General features: G+C 34.2%; 21 protein-coding genes. 10 read left to right on the plus strand and 11 right to left on the minus strand.

The window, feature by feature from the left end; all coding sequences use genetic code 11:
• Positions 1-38: 38 nt before the first annotated feature.
• The 3 genes from hemE to hemA are packed head-to-tail and all read right to left on the minus strand — an operon-like array spanning position 39 to position 3,925.
• A complete protein-coding gene (hemE, locus tag H611_RS0109685) occupies positions 39-1,067 on the minus strand; it encodes a uroporphyrinogen decarboxylase (RefSeq protein ID WP_027138181.1) in 1,029 nt (342 codons plus the stop codon).
• A 31-nt stretch (positions 1,068-1,098) separates the two neighbouring features.
• Positions 1,099-2,673, minus strand: coding sequence for a hydroxymethylbilane synthase (gene hemC, locus H611_RS0109690; protein ID WP_027138182.1), 1,575 nt, complete (start codon positions 2,671-2,673; stop codon positions 1,099-1,101).
• The gene (gene hemA / locus H611_RS0109695) at positions 2,666-3,925 is read right to left on the minus strand and encodes a glutamyl-tRNA reductase (protein WP_027138183.1); all 1,260 of its coding nucleotides are present in this window, start codon (positions 3,923-3,925) and stop codon (positions 2,666-2,668) included. The genes hemC and hemA overlap by 8 nt, the downstream gene beginning before the upstream one ends.
• A gap of 188 nt (positions 3,926-4,113) precedes the next feature.
• Between hemA and H611_RS0109700 the strand changes: the two genes are divergently transcribed.
• The 8 genes from H611_RS0109700 (at position 4,114) to H611_RS0109735 (ending at position 11,965) form a co-directional block, all read left to right on the plus strand.
• Positions 4,114-5,013 (plus strand): helix-turn-helix transcriptional regulator, encoded by a 900-nt coding sequence (locus tag H611_RS0109700; protein ID WP_027138184.1) that lies wholly within the window; start codon positions 4,114-4,116, stop codon positions 5,011-5,013.
• A 195-nt stretch (positions 5,014-5,208) separates the two neighbouring features.
• Positions 5,209-5,370: a hypothetical protein gene (locus H611_RS14820; RefSeq protein ID WP_169515996.1), complete on the plus strand. Its 162-nt coding sequence runs from the start codon at positions 5,209-5,211 to the stop codon at positions 5,368-5,370.
• 108 nt (positions 5,371-5,478) lie between these two features.
• Positions 5,479-6,504 carry a ferrochelatase gene (hemH, locus tag H611_RS0109710; RefSeq protein ID WP_027138185.1) on the plus strand — a complete coding sequence of 342 codons (1,026 nt, stop codon included), beginning with the start codon at positions 5,479-5,481 and terminating at the stop codon, positions 6,502-6,504.
• A gap of 5 nt (positions 6,505-6,509) precedes the next feature.
• Positions 6,510-7,880, plus strand: a complete 1,371-nt coding sequence (locus tag H611_RS0109715; protein ID WP_027138186.1) for an MATE family efflux transporter — start codon at positions 6,510-6,512, stop codon at positions 7,878-7,880.
• A gap of 3 nt (positions 7,881-7,883) precedes the next feature.
• On the plus strand, positions 7,884-8,432 hold the full coding sequence (locus H611_RS0109720; protein WP_027138187.1) for a CopD family protein: 549 nt from the start codon (positions 7,884-7,886) through the stop codon (positions 8,430-8,432).
• A 180-nt stretch (positions 8,433-8,612) separates the two neighbouring features.
• The gene (locus tag H611_RS0109725) at positions 8,613-10,073 is read left to right on the plus strand and encodes a sensor histidine kinase (protein ID WP_027138188.1); all 1,461 of its coding nucleotides are present in this window, start codon (positions 8,613-8,615) and stop codon (positions 10,071-10,073) included.
• Between the two features lie 15 nt (positions 10,074-10,088).
• Positions 10,089-10,871, plus strand: a complete 783-nt coding sequence (locus H611_RS0109730; RefSeq protein ID WP_027138189.1) for an enoyl-CoA hydratase/isomerase family protein — start codon at positions 10,089-10,091, stop codon at positions 10,869-10,871.
• A 20-nt stretch (positions 10,872-10,891) separates the two neighbouring features.
• Positions 10,892-11,965, plus strand: coding sequence for a PA0069 family radical SAM protein (locus H611_RS0109735; RefSeq protein ID WP_027138190.1), 1,074 nt, complete (start codon positions 10,892-10,894; stop codon positions 11,963-11,965).
• 56 nt (positions 11,966-12,021) lie between these two features.
• Here the strand turns inward: H611_RS0109735 and H611_RS14205 are convergent, their stop codons facing one another.
• Positions 12,022-12,606 carry a hypothetical protein gene (locus H611_RS14205; protein ID WP_035483733.1) on the minus strand — a complete coding sequence of 195 codons (585 nt, stop codon included), beginning with the start codon at positions 12,604-12,606 and terminating at the stop codon, positions 12,022-12,024.
• 581 nt (positions 12,607-13,187) lie between these two features.
• On the opposite strand from H611_RS14205, the gene H611_RS0109745 reads away from it, so the two are divergent.
• Positions 13,188-14,060 carry an AraC family transcriptional regulator gene (locus tag H611_RS0109745; protein WP_027138191.1) on the plus strand — a complete coding sequence of 291 codons (873 nt, stop codon included), beginning with the start codon at positions 13,188-13,190 and terminating at the stop codon, positions 14,058-14,060.
• A 5-nt stretch (positions 14,061-14,065) separates the two neighbouring features.
• Here H611_RS0109745 and H611_RS0109750 read toward each other — a convergent pair whose 3' ends face one another.
• From H611_RS0109750 to H611_RS0109770, 5 genes are all read right to left on the minus strand, one after another.
• The gene (locus H611_RS0109750) at positions 14,066-14,719 is read right to left on the minus strand and encodes an HD domain-containing protein (RefSeq protein ID WP_027138192.1); all 654 of its coding nucleotides are present in this window, start codon (positions 14,717-14,719) and stop codon (positions 14,066-14,068) included.
• A 53-nt stretch (positions 14,720-14,772) separates the two neighbouring features.
• Positions 14,773-15,774 carry an acyl-ACP desaturase gene (locus H611_RS0109755; RefSeq protein ID WP_027138193.1) on the minus strand — a complete coding sequence of 334 codons (1,002 nt, stop codon included), beginning with the start codon at positions 15,772-15,774 and terminating at the stop codon, positions 14,773-14,775.
• A 12-nt stretch (positions 15,775-15,786) separates the two neighbouring features.
• On the minus strand, positions 15,787-16,524 hold the full coding sequence (locus H611_RS0109760; protein WP_027138194.1) for a lysophospholipid acyltransferase family protein: 738 nt from the start codon (positions 16,522-16,524) through the stop codon (positions 15,787-15,789).
• Between the two features lie 26 nt (positions 16,525-16,550).
• Positions 16,551-16,943, minus strand: coding sequence for a hypothetical protein (locus H611_RS0109765; protein ID WP_027138195.1), 393 nt, complete (start codon positions 16,941-16,943; stop codon positions 16,551-16,553).
• Between the two features lie 105 nt (positions 16,944-17,048).
• Entirely contained in the window at positions 17,049-17,459 is a 411-nt protein-coding gene (locus H611_RS0109770) for a BrxA/BrxB family bacilliredoxin (protein WP_027138196.1), read from the minus strand.
• A 201-nt stretch (positions 17,460-17,660) separates the two neighbouring features.
• Here H611_RS0109770 and H611_RS0109775 point away from each other — a divergent pair, with 201 nt between their 5' ends.
• The gene (locus H611_RS0109775) at positions 17,661-18,401 is read left to right on the plus strand and encodes a TerB family tellurite resistance protein (protein WP_027138197.1); all 741 of its coding nucleotides are present in this window, start codon (positions 17,661-17,663) and stop codon (positions 18,399-18,401) included.
• 64 nt (positions 18,402-18,465) lie between these two features.
• Here the strand turns inward: H611_RS0109775 and H611_RS0109780 are convergent, their stop codons facing one another.
• On the minus strand, positions 18,466-18,714 hold the full coding sequence (locus tag H611_RS0109780; RefSeq protein ID WP_027138198.1) for a hypothetical protein: 249 nt from the start codon (positions 18,712-18,714) through the stop codon (positions 18,466-18,468).
• 54 nt (positions 18,715-18,768) lie between these two features.
• The gene (locus tag H611_RS0109785; protein WP_051238828.1) at positions 18,769-19,788 is read right to left on the minus strand and encodes a S66 peptidase family protein; all 1,020 of its coding nucleotides are present in this window, start codon (positions 19,786-19,788) and stop codon (positions 18,769-18,771) included.
• Between the last annotated feature and the right edge of the window lie 13 nt (positions 19,789-19,801).

Genomic DNA, 19,801 nt, shown 5'->3' on the forward strand with positions numbered 1-19,801 from the left:
CCGATAACAGTGAGCCCTTTTTGGGAATGTCTTAAATATTAAGCACTGTAATTTTTAACGGCATCGATGAACGCCTTAGCATTTTCTAGCGGGATATTAGGTAAAATACCATGCCCTAAGTTTACGATGTATTTGTCTTTACCAAATTCATTAATCATTTGGTGTACCATTCTTTTTATTTCAGCAGGAGGTGATAAAAGTCTTGTGGGATCGAAATTTCCTTGTAATGTAATATTGCCACCTGTTAAATATCTTGCATTTTTTGCGGAACAAGTCCAGTCGACACCTAAAGCCGAAGCGTTACTTTGTGCCATGTCGTGTAGCGCAAACCAACAGCCTTTACCAAAAGCTATTACCGGAGTATCATCTTTTAATGCTTCAATAATTTGATTGATATATTGCCATGAAAATTCCTGATAATCGGTAGGGGATAACATGCCTCCCCAAGAATCGAATATTTGTACGGCATTTACGCCTGCCTTTACTTTTTCTTTTAGATAGGCAATTGTTGTGTCGGTAATTTTTTGTAACAGTTTATGAGCCGCAACAGGATTGGTAAAGCAAAATTCTTTAGCCTTATCGAAAGTCTTGCTACCTTGCCCTTGTACACAGTAACATAAAATGGTCCAAGGTGAACCCGCGAAACCAATAAGTGGGATTTCATCGTTTAATAGTTCTTTGGTTGCTTTAATGGCTTGATAGACATAGTCCAAAGACTCTTTTACATCAGGAACGATAACATTTTCTACATCTTGAGCGGTGCGAACCGGATTTGGTAAATAGGGACCAAAGTTAGGTTTCATTTGCACCTCGATATTCATAGCTTGAGGAATCACTAAAATATCGCTAAATAAAATAGCGGCATCCATACCATAACGACGAATAGGCTGTACCGTAATTTCACTCGCTAATTCTGGTGTTTGGCAACGTGTGAAGAAATCATATTTTTCACGAATGGCCATGAATTCTGGTAAATAGCGTCCTGCCTGGCGCATCATCCAAACTGGAGGACGGTTTACAGTTTCACCTTTTAATGCTCTTAAAAATAAATCGTTCTTAATACTCATATCTTTATGTCATTCCCAAAGAGGGTAATTATTATATATAATGTTCGTTAACCAACTCGATAACACTTTCCACGGTAGGTACTTTAGCAACTCTTACATCCTTAAAGTGTTTTCTTGCTTCCTTAGCAGTGCTTTCTCCAATACAAAAGGCAATAGCATTCGTGCCATTGTTTTTTAAGAAACTTTGTACCGTAGAAGGACTATAAAACATAGCAGCTTCTACCGAGTCTGCTATTTCAAGACTATCATATTTGGTTTGATAGGCTTCAATCTCATTCACTTTTATATTGTTAGATTCTAAAATAGTGGGTAAATCATCCAGTCTTAAATCACTACAAAAATAGGTGACCTCACTGCCATTGATGTTTTCAACTAAATAATTTGCAAGGTTTTTAGCATTATTTTCGAAGTGAGTTACCTTGCCAAGACGTTTTTCTACCATGCGTTTTGTACGTCTACCAACGCAGTAAATGTTTTTAAACTGAAGTTCGGTTACTGAAAAATTAGTTAATAAAGATTCAACCGCATTTTTACTGGTAATGATAACATTTTCAATTTCGTTTCTAACGAACCTGGGATGAATGCGATTTGTACTAATTTTTATAAAATCACTACTTTCAGCTACTATCTTTTCATGAAACAATAAACGTTGATCTTCGGTGAGCGATTTTGTAGAATATACATTAACCGCTTTGTCCTTGTTTTTTATACTGTCCATTAAACGTTTTCCGCCGCGTTCAATAATAAAGTTAGCACAGTATTCTGCCATATCGTTATGTTCGCCAACTTTTTTTACACGAGTTACATCAATACGCTTGCTGCCATCGATACTTAGCAAGACACCTTTAAAATGAATTTCATCATTTTTAATTTTTGCTAAGGCACCTATAGGAGCGGTACAACCGCCTTCTAATTTGTTTAAGAACTTACGTTCTATACTGGTGCAAATTTCGGTTTCTCGATCGTTAAGCTGTTCAGAAGCTGTAAGTGCATAGTCGTCTTCACCTAATGCTGTAATCATTATAGCGCCTTGAGCTGGTGCTGGAATCATCCAATCTAAGTTAATCGCTTCATCTGGTCGAATACCAATACGTCCAATGCCCGCTGCGGCAAAAATAGCGCCGTTCCAGTGGTTGTCATTTAGTTTTTGTAAACGAGAATTTACATTGCCACGAAGGTCAACAACCGTATGTGTTGGAAATCGATTTAACCATTGTGCACGACGACGTAAGCTCCCCGTAGCAATTATGGCGCTTTTAGCTCCTAAAAACTCTTCATTGTCTTTAAAAACAAGGGTGTCGTTTACATTGCCACGTTTTAAAACTGCGGCCTGTACAATGCCTTTTGGTAATATTGTAGGCACATCTTTTAAGGAATGTACTGCAATGTCGATATCGTTGTTTAACAGGGCGATATCTAAGGTGCGGGTAAAGATACCTGTAATTCCTAATTCGTACAAAGGCTTATCTAAAACTAAATCGCCTGTAGATTTTACAGGTACTAATTCGGTTTTATAACCCAAGTGTTCTAGCTGGCTTTGTACGGTTTTGGCCTGCCATAGCGCTAATTCGCTATCGCGAGTTCCAATTCTAATAATTTTAGACATTCGTTTTGGTTTCTAACTGAAATACTTTTTTAATAAGTTCCAGGCTATCATCGGTAGATACGGCATCGTCTTTAAGATGATGCGCAAAATGATTTGTTATTTTTTGAATAATATTTTTGCTAATTAATTGGGCCTGATCCTCATTAAAGTCCGCATTTTTCTTGCGTTGGGTATCAAGCTCACTATGAGCAAAATCGAGTAATTTATGCTTTAAGGCTTTTATTGTAGGTGCGAATTTTCTGGTTTCTAGCCATTGGTTGAATTCAGATTTAACTTCTTCTATAATAGCTTCGGCTAAAGGAATGTGTTTTTTGCGTTCTTCTAGAGTTTGGTCTGTAATTTTAGATAAATGATCTAAATGTACTAACGATACATTTTCCAGACTTTCTACATTAGCATCTACATTTTTAGGAATGGATAAATCTAAAATTAAAAGAGGTTTGGTCGATTGAATAATCTGCTTGTCAACTGTTGGTCTGTTAGCTCCTGTAGCTACAATTAAAATGTCAGCCTTATTTATTTCTTCTTGTAAATTAGCATAATCTTTAACGATAAGATTAAATTTTCCCGCAATTTGTTCGGCCTTATCTTTTGTTCTGTTTATTAAAGTAATATGCTCATTTTTAGTATGCTTCACTAAATTTTCACAAGTGTTACGTCCAATTTTACCAGTTCCGAAAAGTAAGATGTTTTTATTTGTGATATCTTCTACCGTGTTAAAAATATATTGCACGGATGCGAAAGATACCGAGGTAGCTCCTGAAGAAATATTAGTTTCGGTTTTAATACGTTTACTGGCTTGGATTACGGCATTAACTAAACGTTCTGTGAAATGATTTACTAAATCGAATTTCTTTGATGTTTTAGTGCTCGATTTTAATTGGCTGATAATTTCGAAGTCACCAAGGATTTGACTATCTAAACCAGAGCCTACTCTAAACATATGGGCAATGGCCTCGTTGTTTTTGTAAACGTAGGCTACTTTTTGAAATTCATCGACCGTTCCATTGGTATTATCACACAGTAATTGAATTAATTGAAAAGGGTGTTGTGCAAATCCGTATAGTTCGGTACGGTTACAGGTAGAGGTAACAACAAGGCTTTCTATGTTGTTTTCCTTAGCTTGATTAAGAAGATTTAGTTTAGATTCCTCGTCTAAACTAAAGTGACCTCTAATATCTGCATCGGCTTTTTTGTAACTTAAGCCAATGGCATAAAAGGAGTTACCTCTTGAAATATTATATTTTTGCATGCTAATACCTGAAATTTCGAAACAAATGTATACGGAAGGCGATTAAAAAAATAACGCTGAAAGAACTTTTAATAACGATTGTGGTTTTTTAGCCTATTTTTTTAGCGATATTTGTATATTATCCTACTTTTATAGTGTCTTCCAATTGTTTGAAGCGCTTTATTTAAATTAAATCTAAATAATAAGATATGAAACCTACAATAGATGAATCAAAAAATGTCGCTCAAGGTGCCTTTTCTGAAACAAAGGTAGATGAAGGTTTTTTGATTTTGGTGCATAAAAATGATAAAAGTGTCGCTCAAAGTGTTGAAAGGTATATAGATAGCGATTATATTCAGTTTCATTTTTGTTTAAAGGGCTCGAGTAAATTTATGTTTAATGAGGGGAGATACGCTTTAGATGTTTTAGAAGAGAATTCTCTACTGTTATATAATCCGCAACGTGATTTACCGATAAATTTATTGGTTCGGCCAAACTCTTGGGTAGTTGTGGTGTTAATTTCTATTAAAAAGTTTCATGGATTATTTTCTCAAGAGGCCGATTATATTTCGTTCTTAAATGCCGATAATAAGGATAAAAAGTATTATAAAGATGGTGTTATTTCACCTTCAATGGCCATTGTTTTAAATCAGTTAATTAATTTCAATTTAAATCAATCTATTAAAACGCTTTATTTTAAGGGGAAAGCTTTAGAGTTGCTAAGTTTATATTTTAACAGGAATGAAGAAGCCGATATAGAACAGTGTCCGTTTTTAGTTGATGAAACTAATGTCATAAAAATTCGTCAGGCCAAGGATATTATTATAGCTCGCATGTCGGAACCTCCTACTTTGCAGGAGTTAGCCGATGAAATAGGGTTGAGTTTAAAGAAGTTAAAGGAAGGTTTTAAGCAAATTTATGGAGATTCTGTTTTTAGCTTTTTATTTGATTATAAAATGGAAGTGGCTAGAAAATTGTTAGAAGCGGGCGACGATAATGTTAATGAAGTAGGTTTGAAAGTCGGTTACAGTACCGCTAGTCATTTTATAGCAGCATTTAAAAAGAAATATGGTACTACGCCTAAGAAATATTTGCAATCGATAAGTTAGTTAATATTTAAAGCGATTTTGTCGTATTTGTAATTTGATTTATAAACTTCATGTAGGCTGTATGTTTTACAATGAATTGAGATATATTACTGAATCTTATGCTAAACCGAAATTTAGAAAGCATCTGCATGGAAGGATTTTGTCTTGTTTAAATCAATGAATTTTAATATTTTAGAAAAACCTAAATCATGATTTATGAAATATCTGACCCCAGAAATTGAGGCTTTATCAAAAAATCACACTAGTAAATCTTTAGTAAGACCTAGCACTTCGTGTGGAATTTTTCAAGATTGCGATTATAACGAAGAACGCCCAAAATTATATCTTCAGCATAAGTTTGAAAATAACAATCAATAATTATTTTTAATGAGGAGCTAAATCAGTATCAATTTGATTTAGTTCTGAATAAGAAAATAGTATAGTCACAAAGTGTTACTATAATAATTTGTATTGTATTTTTGCAATATGAAAAAAGGCATTCTACTCGTTAATTTAGGCTCACCAGACAGTCCGGAGCCTAAAGATGTTAAGAAATATTTGGGGGAATTTTTAATGGATGAACGCGTTATCGATATTCCATATGCAGCAAGAGCACTCTTGGTAAGAGGTATTATTTTAAAAACGCGTCCTAAGGCTTCTGCTGCTGCTTATAAAAAGATATGGTGGGACGAAGGCTCTCCACTTATCGTAATTTCAGAGCGTGTTCAGCAAAAACTACAAAAACAAGTCAACGTGCCGGTTGCATTAGCCATGCGTTACGGAAGTATGACCATAAAAAAGGGAATTGAGGAATTAATAGAGCAGGGAGTTGATGAGGTGTTGTTATTTCCTTTATACCCTCAGTTTGCTATGGCTACTACTGAAACTATTACAGTTTTGGCCGAAAAATTAAGACAAGATTTTTTCCCAAATATAAAAATTGAATCCGTACCGGCCTTTTATAATAAGCCAGACTATATAGAAGTGCTTTCAAATTCTATAAGACGTTATTTAGAGGGCAAAAACTACGAGCATCTATTGTTTTCTTATCACGGTGTTCCAGAACGTCATATTAGAAAAAGTGATGTTACTAAATCGCATTGTAAAATTGATGGGACTTGTTGTGTAACTCCAAGTAAAGCCCATGAGTTTTGTTATAGGCATCAATGTTTAGAAGTTACACGATTGGTGGCAGAAAGACTTCAGCTTAAAGAAGGCTCGTATTCAACCTCCTTTCAATCTCGATTAGGGTTCGATCCATGGTTGCAACCATATACCGATAGAACTATAGAACGATTAGGGAAGAATGGCGTTAAAAGTATGGCTATTGTAACTCCTGCCTTTGTGAGTGATTGTTTAGAAACTTTAGAAGAAATTGCCATGGAAGGTCAGGAAATTTTCCATGAAATGGGAGGCAAGGATTATACCACAATCCCATGTTTAAATGATGACCAGGAATGGATAGATTTACTGTCGAAATGGATGAATAACTGGGTTTCTAACAAGGCATAAGTATAATGGCAAAAGTAAGTTCTCAGGATTTAGGTGTGCAGCCAATAAGTAAATTGCTGATAAGACAAGCCGTTCCGGCGTCTATTGGTATTTTGGTTATGTCACTAAATATCTTGGTAGATACTATTTTTGTTGGACATTGGATTGGTATTACGGCTATTGCTGGTATAAATGTAGTGCTTCCGGTATCGTTTTTTATTGCGGCATTAGGTATGGCAATAGGGGTAGGTGGATCTTCTATTATTTCCCGGGCTTTGGGTGCCAACGATAAAAAGAAAGCTTTAAATACTTTTGGAAACCAAATTACATTAACCTTACTGTTTACTACCATTATGGTTGTTTTTGGTTTGTGGTATGTTGATGAAATTATTCCGGTTTTTGGTGGACAGGGTGCTATTTTTGAACCTGCCAAAATATATTATAAAATTGTACTTTATGGTGTGCCGTTATTGGCATTGAGTATGATGGGAAATACGGTAATTCGAGCAGAAGGTAAGCCTAAGTTTGCTATGTATGCTATGATGATTCCATCTGTAAGTAATCTTATATTAGATTATATTCTTATAAATATTTTGGATTATGGCATGTATGGTGCGGCCTGGGCAACAACGGTTTCATACGGTTTTTCTTTTCTGTTTATATTATGGTTCTTTATTTCTAAAAATTCAGAACTCAAAATAAATTTTGTTCATCTTGGTTTAAATCTAAATATCATTAGAGAAATTGGTTCTTTAGGATTTGTAACCCTATCAAGACAGGCCGTGGTAAGTGTTACCTATTTATTGATGAATAATATTTTGTTTGATTTTGGAGGTGAAATTTCTGTTACGTCCTATGCGATTGTGGGGCGCATGCTTATGTTTGCGATGTTTCCTGTTTTAGGAATTACACAGGGCTTTTTACCAATTGCAGGCTATAATTATGGAGCAAAGAATTACCCTCGTGTTCGGAAAAGTATTAATATATCCATTAAATATGCTTCCATATTGGCAACGATGGTTTTTGTATTGTTAATGGTATTTCCTGAGGTTATTACAAAAATGTTTACCAATGATGCGGAAGTCTTAAAGCAAGCACCAAATGCTATACGCTGGGTATTTGCTGTTACGCCTATAATTGCTGTACAACTTATAGGTGCTGCATATTTTCAGGCCATAGGGAAAGCGGTCCCTGCGTTATTGCTAACTTTAACAAGGCAAGGTTTTTTCTTTATTCCACTTATATTTATATTGCCTATGTTTTATGGCGAAAATGGCGTGTGGATGTCGTTTCCAATTGCCGATGTATTATCTACTATAGTCACGGCTTTTTTTTTAAACAGAGAAATAAAAAGAACTTTAAAAATAAAATCTGCTACCTCTGAAGTAGTTATATAAATTATGGAGCTTTATTATTATATCAAGGCATTTCATCTCATTTTTGTGATAACCTGGTTTGCAGGGTTGTTTTACATTCCACGATTGTTTGTGTATCAGATAGAGGCCTTTCATAAGCCATCGCCAGAAAAGGAAATTTTAGGAAAACAGCTTAAGTTAATGGCTAAGCGTTTATGGTATATTATTACTTGGCCTTCGGCTATATTGGCTACAATTTTTGCCGTATGGTTATTAATTATTCAGCCATTCTGGTTAAAGGAGCCTTGGATGCAAGTTAAGCTCGCTTTTGTGTTGTTGCTTTTTATTTATCATTTAAAAACACATCAATATTTTAAGCAGTTACAAATCGATGTGGTTAAAAAATCCTCAAGTTTTATGCGAATTTGGAACGAAGGTGCGACATTTATATTATTCGCTGTTGTTTTCCTTGTTATTTTAAAAAGTGCCATTAATTGGTTATGGGGTATTATAGGTATTCTTGTTTTAGGGGTGCTAATCATGCTCGGATTTAAACTTTATAAAAACATTCGAGAAAGAAATCCCGAGGCATAATTTTCTTTTTGGCGTTTCCTTGCAGATAGAGCTTTACGTTGTCGTTTCTCAATTAAAAGATTGGTAGAGCTTAAATATAGTTTTAATCCCTAAAAAATGGCTTTATATTTTTTGTTTTTCACAAGAAGTTAAAGTCGGTTTGGTGCAATTATTGTTATATTTAGTACATTAATATTTCAAATGATCTCGACAAAACTGTCTCTTCGTACTCGTATTTTTTTAGCCATGATCTTGCTGGTGTTATTGGCTTCTATACTTATTTCTGCCATTGCCATATATCAGTATAATGAGCAAAGTAAAGATTATCACGAGGAACGATTAGGCCGTAAAGAAGATAATATTCAAACACATTTACGCCGGGTGTTAAATGGTAGGCAAAATACCTGGGAGGTTAAAACAGAAAATATTCCAATTATATTTAAGGAGGAAATTTATAATATTGCCGATATTCATAAGTTACAAATCAATCTTTACGATTTAGATGGCGGGCTTTTAATTTCATCCAAAGCAAGTTTGCAAACACATGAGGCCAATGTATGCTTAAATGGCGAAGTTTTAAATGCGATATCAAATACGGCAGAACACATGTTTGTAGATAAACATAAAGTTAATGGTGAAACATTTCAATCGTCCTATACTTATCTGTATGACAATCAATCTAAGGCAATAGCCATATTAAATATTCCTTATTTAGAAAAGGATGATTTTCTTGTTAACGAATTACTGGAGTTTTTACAGCGCATTGCCTATGCCTTTATTTTGGTATTAGTTATGGCTATTGGTATAGCTTTCTTATTATCTAAATATATTACAAAATCGTTGCAGAAAATTAGTGATAAAATTAATGATACCCGATTAGAGAAACGCAATAAAAAAATTCTAGTAAATGATGTTAGTGAAGAGATTTCAACTTTGGTGAATTCTTATAACAGTATGATAGATGAGCTGGAAGAAAGTGCTGTGCAGCTAGCTAGAAGTGAGCGTGAACAAGCCTGGCGAGAAATGGCTAAACAGGTAGCACATGAAATTAAAAACCCGTTAACGCCTATGCGATTAACCGTACAAAATTTTCAAAGAAAATTCGATCCCAGCGATCCACAGATTCGTTTAAAGGTTGATGAGTATAGTAAAACCTTAATTCAGCAAATAGATACCATGAGTTCTATTGCATCGGCGTTTTCAAATTTTGCGAAAATGCCTGCGCAGCAGAATGAGACCCTTAATGTGGTTAAAATTGTAAAACTAGCGCTCGATATTTTTAATGACGATTATATCGTTTTTATGTCTGATGCGGATGAAATAATTGCTAAATTTGATAGAACTCAGTTAATTAGGGTTGTTACCAATTTGGTTAAAAATGGAATTCAGGCAATTCCTAACGATAGAAACCCTAAAATAGTAGTAAATGTACAGACCGATGCCACTAAAGTTATTATAACTATTGCCGATAACGGTTCTGGTATCTTAGAGGAGAATTTACAAAAGGTTTTCGAGCCTAAGTTTACCACTAAGTCAAGTGGTATGGGACTCGGACTTGCGATGGTAAAAAATATTGTAGAAACTTATAACGGAACTATCACCGTAACTTCAGAGAAGAATGTTGGTACGGTCTTTAAAGTTACATTTCCTAAAGAACAGTAAAATTTAAATAAAGTCATGAATTTCAATAATATTCTATTAGAAGAACAGGGTGATATAGCTGTTATCACTATAAATCGACCTAAAAAGTTAAATGCACTTAATAAAGAAACTATTATGGAGCTTCATCGTGCTTTCCGGGAAGCCAGTGAGAATGAGTCTGTGAAGGTTATTATTGTTACCGGGGCGGGAGAAAAGGCTTTTGTTGCTGGCGCTGATATCAGTGAATTTGCCGATTTTTCTGTAGAACAGGGAACCAATCTGGCTGCTAATGGTCATAAGGAATTGTTCGACTTTGTTGAAAATTTAAAAACCCCAGTGATTGCGGCAGTAAATGGCTTTGCGCTTGGAGGAGGCTTGGAATTGGCTATGGCATGTCATTTTCGAGTAGCCAGCGATAATGCTAAAATGGGATTGCCCGAAGTATCTTTAGGTGTAATTCCGGGGTATGGAGGAACTCAGCGATTACCACAGCTAATTGGTAAAGGGCGCGCTATGGAGCTCATTATGACGGCAGGTATGATTGATGCACAAACGGCTCATAATTACGGTTTAGTAAATCATGTAACCAAACAGGAGGAATTACTTGCTTTTTGTGTAAAAATTGCTACACGCATAGCGCAGAATTCAGGTGTCGCCATCAGTAGTGCCATACGTGCCGTAAACGCGAATTTTAAAGACGGAGTTAATGGATTCGATATAGAAATTGAAGAATTTGGTAAATGCTTCGGAACTCAGGACTTTGCAGAAGGGACAAGTGCGTTTCTCGAAAAGAGAAAGGCGGATTTCCCTGGAAAATAGCAGTGTTTGATAACTTTCTTATGGATTCTAAATCATATAAAAAAGGTAGAGGTGCACAAATAAATGTGGCTAATCGATTTTCGGAGTATCGTTATGAAACGCGTAATGATTATTTAGAGTACTGTGAGAAAGAGGGCGAGCCAAGTTATGACTCTAAAACACACTATAAAGAGGTTTGTCCTAAAACGATTGTGAATAAGGTCGATAGCCCAGATGTTGGTATGCAATATTCGATGAATATTTATCAGGGTTGTGAACACGGGTGTGTGTATTGTTATGCTCGAAATACGCATGAGTATTGGGGTTATGGTGCTGGTCTAGATTTTGAACAACAGATAATGATCAAGAAAAATGCGCCAGAGTTACTTGAAAAATTTATAAAAAGAAAATCCTGGAAAGCCTATCCTATAGTAATGTCTGGTAATACAGATTGTTATCAGCCGGTGGAAAAAACTTTTGAAATTACGCGCAAATGTCTGGAGGTTTTTCTTAAATACAAACATCCGGTGGTTATCATCACAAAAAATGCTTTGATTTTAAAAGATTTAGATCTTTTGAAGAAATTAGCTGCAGATAATTTAGTTGGGGTGCATATATCCATTACCTCATTGTCTGAAGACACTAGACGTTTATTGGAACCTCGCACAACGACAATAAGAAAAAGGCTGGAAACAATAAAATCTTTAAGTGAGCAGGGCATACCAGTAAATGTTATGCTAGCACCAATAATACCTTCTATAAATAGTCATGAAATATTACCCATGGCTAAAATGGTAGCTGAGTATGGAGCGTCATCTATCGGGCATACTATTGTGCGATTAAATGGAGCTGTGGGAGAAATTTTTTCCGATTGGATTAATAAAGCAATGCCGGATCGAGCAGAAAAAGTATTAAGTCAAATTAAGGAATGTCATGGAGGTGCCTTAAATGATAGTAGAATGGGGATTAGAATGCATGGTGAAGGTGAAATAGCTGAACAAATTAGCAACTTAATTAAGATGGCAAGAGGTAAATATTTTAATGATAAAAAAATGCCTCAGCTTAATCTTGCTCTGCATTCGGATTATAAGGATGGGCAGTTGCGATTATTTTAAAAAAAAAGTGAGCCACCACAGCTCACTTTACCAACTAAACTAAATAAGACATTAAACTAATTATTAATGAATTTCGTGTGCTCTTTATTATTAGAGTTTATTACTATTTTATAGTCACCTTTTTTAGATAACCTGTATGCTTTTTCTAATGTTTGAGATCCCGTTATTTTTTCACTGTGAATTAACCTATAAGTTGTGTCTTCAAAAACAAAGATGCTAATTTTTAGAGGTTCTTTGTTAGGGCAGTACTTTGTAATGAAAATCATATCCTTATCTTGTCTTAAGAAAGGCTTGTAGGTTGTTGCTTCTTCGTTATTTAAAAAAGTAACTTGTTTATAATTGATTTTAAAAGGAATAGTTTTTATTTCTAAATCTTTTTCGATTTCAAAAACATAATTTCCTGATGGAAGAGCGGTTAAATCAAAACCTTTTTTATAAGTTCCATTTTCTTTAATAGACTCTTTAAAAATTACAAAGTTATTAGAATCTTTAATAGTTAAGATATTACCAGCTTTAACATTTGTTAAAGTAATAGCGGTTTTCTTTAAATTATTGTTTGAAATAGTATAATCTATTTCACTTGCATTACCAAACATAATAGTGAATACAGCAAAGATTAATGTGTTTATTATTTTTTTCATAATTATTTTCTCATTAAATATTATAGGACAAAGGTATGTGTGTTATATGCTTAAAAAAACATCACTTTTGATTCATTTATGTGTTATATTGTCAATTAAGATATATTTAACAATTAATAAGGTTAAAATAGAACATAAAGGTGTTAAGAATTGATATATTGAATATTTTATGAATAAATTTAATCTCAAATATTAAAGAGTTGATTGAGAAGTGCTTTCTAGATTAAGGCAAAAAAAAAAGTGAGCCACCACAGCTCACTTTACCAACTAAACTAAATAAGACATTAAACTAATTATTAATGAATATTGTATACTCTTTATATTAGAGTGAATTTTATATTATCAATTTTATGGCTACAAAATTTATATTAATATAAGTTTTGTAGGTAGTAATTAACTACATTACAAAGGTAGGGTAGAAGTATGGTTGTAAAAACATCTAATTTGACCAATTTATATGCTATATTAACTGTTAACTAATTGTTAAATAAATGTTCTGTTAAAATAACACATAATTGAGGTAATAAAATGAATGTTTTATAGTTAATATGTTGTAATTTTGTTAGAGAAACCATTTTGTTATGATTAATAAGAAACCGGCTTTTAAAAAACTTACCCCGACTTTTGGAAGTTCTATATTAGTTAAGCAGCATGTGGATACGGTAGACAAGAATGATGCGTACTGGCATTTTCATCCGGAGTTAGAGCTTATCTATATAAATAAAGGTCAAGGTAAAACACATATAGGAACCCATTTATCGTATTTTAATAATAGTCAATTAATATTAATAGGCTCGAATTTACCGCATAATGGATTTACCGATAGATTAACAGCTACTGGAACAGAAACAACAATACAATTTAAGTCAAACTTTTTAGGAGACGATTTTTTAAATGTTCCTGAAATGGCGGGTATCGTAGCTTTGTTTGAGCGCGCTAAGAAAGGAATTCGATTTAAGGTAGATACTAAAAAGAAAATTGGAAATAAAATTGAAAAACTCGCAGATTATGATGGCTTAAAGCGTGTTTTAAAATTTTTGGATATTCTAAATTTCTTGGCAAAAACAGATGATTATTCGCTTTTAAATGCCGATGGAATTGCTTTTGAAACTGAGGCACAGGATAGTTCTAAAATAGATGCCATATTTAAATACGTAAATAGAAATTTTCAAAAGCATATTTCTTTAGATGAAATTGCAGATCAGGTAAGTATGACTGTTCCTGCCTTTTGTAGATATTTTAAGAAAGTGACTGGTAAAACATTTACTCAGTTAGTGAATGAATATCGTGTGGTACACGCTACAAAATTGCTTAATGAAAGTCAAATGAGTATCGCTGATATTTGTTTTGAGTGCGGTTTTAATAATTTCTCACATTTCAATAAACAGTTTAACGAGATAACTGGGAAAAGTGCCTCTAATTACAGGAAAGAAATAAAAATGATTATTGGATAGGTATCCTATTCGTTTCCATCCCATTCATTGTAAAACTGATCTAAGAACTGAAGCATAAATTGATGCCGTTCAGCAGCAATTTTATAGCCTGTTTTTGTGTTCATCCTGTCTTTAAGTAATAGAAGTTTTTCGTAAAAATGGTTGATGCTTGGAGCTGTCGAGGTTTTGTATTCCTCTTTGGTCATTTTCAGGTTTGGCTTGATGTTTGGATCAAAAATGGCTCGATTTTTAAATCCACCATAATTAAAACAGCGTGCAATACCAATAGCGCCTATAGCATCTAGCCGGTCGGCATCTTGTATAACGTCTAATTCGGGAGATTTGAATTTCTGAGCCTCATTTCCTCCTTTAAAAGAGATATTTTCAATAATTTTTACAACATGTTCGATAATTGAAGAATCGACATTTAATTTGAATAAAAACTCCCGGGCTTTTTGCGAACCAACAGATTCATTTCCGTCATGAAACTTACTGTCGGCAATATCATGTAGTAAGGCGCCCAATTGCACCACAAATAAATTTACAGGTTCTGTTTTAGCAATTAATAAAGCATTGTTATATACTCGAAGGATATGAAACCAGTCATGACCTCCCTCGGCATCAGCTAATTGTTCTTTTACAAACAGCTTGGTTTGTTTTAATTGGGTTTCTTGATTCATTAGTGTAAAAATAAAAATTCCTTTCGTTTTGAAAGGAATTTTTATATAGGCTATTATTTAATTAAAGCAGGTTCTACCCACTTAAATTGATATGAGTTTTCTGGAATCTTCATTCTTTCGGCTAATCTGTACATTCTTGCCGGCAATTTCATTAAGTAGTCTCTGGCTTTTTCAGCCTCATCAGTTAGGTTTGTAATTTTATCAATTTCCCAACGATCGATTAATTTTTGAAGGATGTCCACATAATCTGTTGATGTGTAAACTCCAATACGCTGGGCTGTATTTGAGAATTCTTCAAAAGCTGTGCTAATTTTATCTCCCGATTCGCGTAAGAAATGCGCTGGCATGGTAATTTTTTGTTTCATCATATAATGAAACGCCATCATCATCTGGCTCGGGTCGACCTTAAAAATACGATCTACAAAATCCGAATAGGCATGGTGGTGTCGCATTTCGTCACCTGAAATAATCTGACACATTTTAGCTAATCGTTTATTTCCATTTTTTCTGGCAATTTTGGCTACGCGATTATGCGAAATATAAGTGGCTAACTCTTGGAAACTGGTATAAACAAAGTTTTTGTACGGGTCGCGGTCTGTGCCAATATCAAAACCATCTGCAATAAGGTGTTGCGTTGTAATTTCAATTTCTTTCATGTTTACGCGCCCAGACAGATATAGATATTTATTTAGTACATCGCCATGCCTGTTTTCTTCGGCTGTCCATTGTTTCACCCATTTCGACCAGCCGTTTCCGCCACCATCTACTTGGTTGACGCCTTCAACCTCCATTAACCAGGATTCGTAAGTAGGAAGGGCTTCTTCCGTTATCATATCGCCTACTAATACTACCCAAAAATCGTAAGGAAGTTCTTTAGCTAGTTCTCTAATTTCTTTAACCTCTTCAAAAAAGGCTTCGTCTGTAGTTTCTGAATTTGGTAAAAAATCGGTAGGTTGCCATATGCTGTCAATAGGGATTAAATATTTCTCCATTAAAGCGTCAACGTCTTTTTCCAAAAACTGCATCACTTCTAATCTCTTATTCTTTAAAGACATCTGTAAAATGGTTTAGTGTTGTATACTTTCTGTAATAGTCTTTTCAATACTATTAATAAGTTCTTGCTTATCTGCAAAGGTACTAACTTTTAAAGGCTTATGCACAGTAAAAGTAATATGTGTGCCTAATCCCATTGGAAACTTACCAAATTTAAGCATTTTCCAAGAGTTGTTTATGGTAATAGGAACTACGGTAGCCGAAGGAATTTTTTTAAATAAAACTTCTAAGCCTTTGGTTTGAAATTTTTTAGGTTTCCCATCCTTACTGCGTGTTCCTTCAGGGAAAATTACAGCTGCTCGTTTGTTATTTTCAATATATTCGCCAAATTTCATAAGGGCAGGTAAAGATTGTCTTGGGTTCTTTCTATCAATTAAAGCTGCTCCGCCATGGCGTAAATTATAAGATACACTTGGAATACCTTTACCTAATTCTATTTTACTAATAAATTTAGGGTGATATTTACGCATATACCAGGTAATTGGGTAAATGTCGTGTAAACTCTGATGATTGGCTACAATTATTAATGGTTGACCGGTTTCTATATCATATGGATTAATGTATGAAAAACGAGTTCCTAAGATGTTGGCGCAACGCATTAAGCAAAATTGAAGTACATCTACGCTTTTTTTATGCGCGCTGTACCCAAATACATTAAAACAGAACCATTGAATAGGATGAAAAATAATGAGTGTTAAAAGAAAGCACAGGTTATAAATAGCCGATAAAGGGTATGATACTAATTTTTCCATGGGCCAAAATTAGTAAAAACTTAGTGTTAATAAACAGCAATACATCTGTTATTTTCACAATCTATTTGAGACGGTGGTAACACCATAGCACAATCGGAACTTACCTTATAATTTTCGTTGTATTCTTGCTCTTTTTTATTGTATTGACTAACTAAGTTTTCTAGTTTTTGAGTGTCTATGGATGTAGAATATATTAAATAGCTCCAGGGACCGCCACAAGGTTTGCTTCCTAGCGCCATGTATTTACACATATAATTATCGTTGCAAACGGATTGAGAGCTTAACGTTTCGATTTCAGATTTTAAAATATCTAGAGCTTTTTTGTCTTCTTCTTGATTTTTTGGGGAGTAGTCATCTTCACATTTAAAAGAAAGTGTAACCAGACATATTGCTAAAAGTAGTATAAGCGCTTTTTTCATAGTTTTGATAGTTTGCTAAGTAGATGCATACTGTAATGAAACGTTGCGTATATAACTAAAAAAACCACGATATATTATCGTGGTTTTTATTTAGTTATTTATATTTTAGCAATGCTCGTTATAGGCATCCATTAGGTTTTCAGCAATCATTTCAGCTGGTCTCCCTTCAATATGATGACGTTCTAGCATGTGTACTAATTCACCATCTTTAAATAAAGCCATGCTTGGTGAGCTTGGAGGGAAAGGTACCATTTGTGCACGTGCGGCATCAACAGCTTCCTTATCTACTCCTGCAAAAACCGTTACAATGTGATCTGGTTTTTTAGCATTCTGTAAACTCATTCTTGCACCTGGACGTGCATTTGCAGCGGCACAGCCACAAACCGAATTAACAACAACTAATGTGGTTCCTTCTTTAGCTAAAGCTGCTTCAACAGCCTCTGCAGTATGTAATTCTTCAAAACCAACTTTAGTTAAATCTTCGCGCATTGGTTTTACTAATTCTGCTGGATACATATTTTTAAATTTTAATTATTAACGTTTTAAGTGGCAAAGATACCAATTGTGTAACAAATGGAATATTACTACCAACAAATATTTAAATTAGCTCATTTTTATTTGTTTAATAAGATGAGCATGAACTTACTTAATAGAATTTCTTCTTTTAAAAGAACTAAAATCTATGTAGGTTTGACGATAAATTGAATTTATACTTACATGAGTTTTTCAAAATGGATTGGAGCCGCTCTGGGATGGTCGTTTGGTGGTCCCATTGGAGCTATTATAGGACTGGCTTTAGGTGGTATGGTAGATGCCATTGGTAAAGATGCTGATATTAGTAATGAACGTAGACGGTATACTCAAAATGTTCGAACACAACCGGGCGATTTTGAAGTTAGCTTACTTATATTGGCTTCCATAGTAATAAAAGCTGATGGTAAACAGGATCAGAGGGAGTTAGATTTCGTCCGTATGCAGTTTGTAAATATGTATGGTAAGGAAAGGGCTAACCATGCTTTTAGACTGTTTAAAGAAATTAATAGACAGAAAAATATTTCAACACGTCAGGTATGTTTGCAAATTAAACAAATGATGGAGCATGCATCACGTCTGCAGTTGATTCATTTTTTATTTGGGATCGCAAATGCCGATGGTGTCGTGACAGAATCTGAAATGCGCCAGATTTATACCATAGCGGGTTATTTAGGAATTAGCCATAACGATTATGAAAGTATAAAAGCGATGTTCTATAAATCGGCAGATAATGCTTATAAAATTTTAGAAGTTGATAGAACAGCAACTATTGAAGAGATTAAGAAAGCCTATCGAAACATGGCAAAAAAATACCATCCGGATAAAGTAATACATTTAGGAGAAGCTCATAGAAAAGGTGCAGAAGAAAAATTCAGGCAAGTACAAGAAGCTTATGAGCAAATTCAGAAGGAACGTGGATTTTAAAAATAAAAAACCAACTATTTTATAAAATTTAGTTGGTTTTTTATTTTCAGATAATAAGTAAGTATTATTTTTCGCATTCGAATTTTTGGTTTCCTGTATAAGATACATTTTTCCCATCTTTTGAAAATACAAGAACTACTTTGTTATCGGCATCTAAATAAGTGGCAGAGTGCTCCCAGCCTTCTTGACCGGCAGATTCAATTAAACATTTACGTACGTCTGGATTATTAAGATTAAGGTTTAATTCTACAGCGCTAGCACTTACTGAAAATAATAACATTGCTATTACGGTTAAAAAGTAAAATTTTTTCATATCACATGTATTTTTAGGTTAAACAACATTTATAGTACTAACCTATTACATGTTTCAATAATTTTTAAAAAAAATAGTTGATTGTTCAATAATTACGTTAAAATCAATGGTTTGCCCCAAAATTAGTGCTCTATTGTCTTTTTCGTGACCAGATGGCATATTAAATGCAATTGGAAAATCATATTCTTTTAAAGCGTCTAATATTAATTGTTCTACCGAAGTTCCCCAAGGGGTAGTATTGCGCTTTACTTTTGTCATATTACCAACCAAAACACCGGCACAGTTTTCAAAATAGCCTGCGCGTTTTAAACTTTGAAGCATACGATCTATATGGTACTTGTATTCGCCAATCTCTTCAATAAATAATATTTTACCCGAGGTATCAATACTCGATTTTGAACCTAGCATACTGTAAAGAATACTTAGATTACCGCCAACTATTGGTGCTGTAACTGAGCCTAGTTTGTTGTAAGGAGAGCCTTTTAATTTATATTCTAAAGGTTCTCCAAAGAGTGCTTTTTTAAAAGTAGCAATGGTCTCTTTAATGGTTTCATTATTATCTTGCAGGCTCGTACACATCATGGCATGAATACTTTTATAGCCTCGCGTATGCCATTCGTTGTGTAAGGCGGTAATGTCAGAATATCCAATAAGCCATTTTGGATGTTTATTAAACTGTGAAAAATCTAGTTTGTCAATAATCCGTACAGCGCCATAACCACCTCGGGCACACCAAATGGCACTAATTTCGGGAGCATTCATAGCTTTTTGAAAGTCCTCACAGCGGTCGTCGTCACTTCCGGCAAAGTGATTGGCATGATCGAAAACATGATCTCCTACAACATAATTTAGCCCCCAACTTTTAAGTAAGTCTTTTGCTTTTTCAATTTCTGTAGATCTGTTTTTTAATATTCCAGATGGCGCAACAATAGCCACCGTATCGCCTGGTTTTAAATATGGAGGTTGTACCAAAGTATTAGATTTATTTACTGTTGAATTTTGAGCTGATATATGCCATTTTCCGAAGAAAAAAACAGCAAAAAACAGCGTAGTAATTATTGAGATTTTCGACATAATGTAAATGTAC

The organism is Gaetbulibacter saemankumensis DSM 17032 (assembly GCF_000425645.1).
In the GTDB taxonomy this organism is placed as follows: Bacteria; Bacteroidota; Bacteroidia; order Flavobacteriales; family Flavobacteriaceae; genus Gaetbulibacter; species Gaetbulibacter saemankumensis.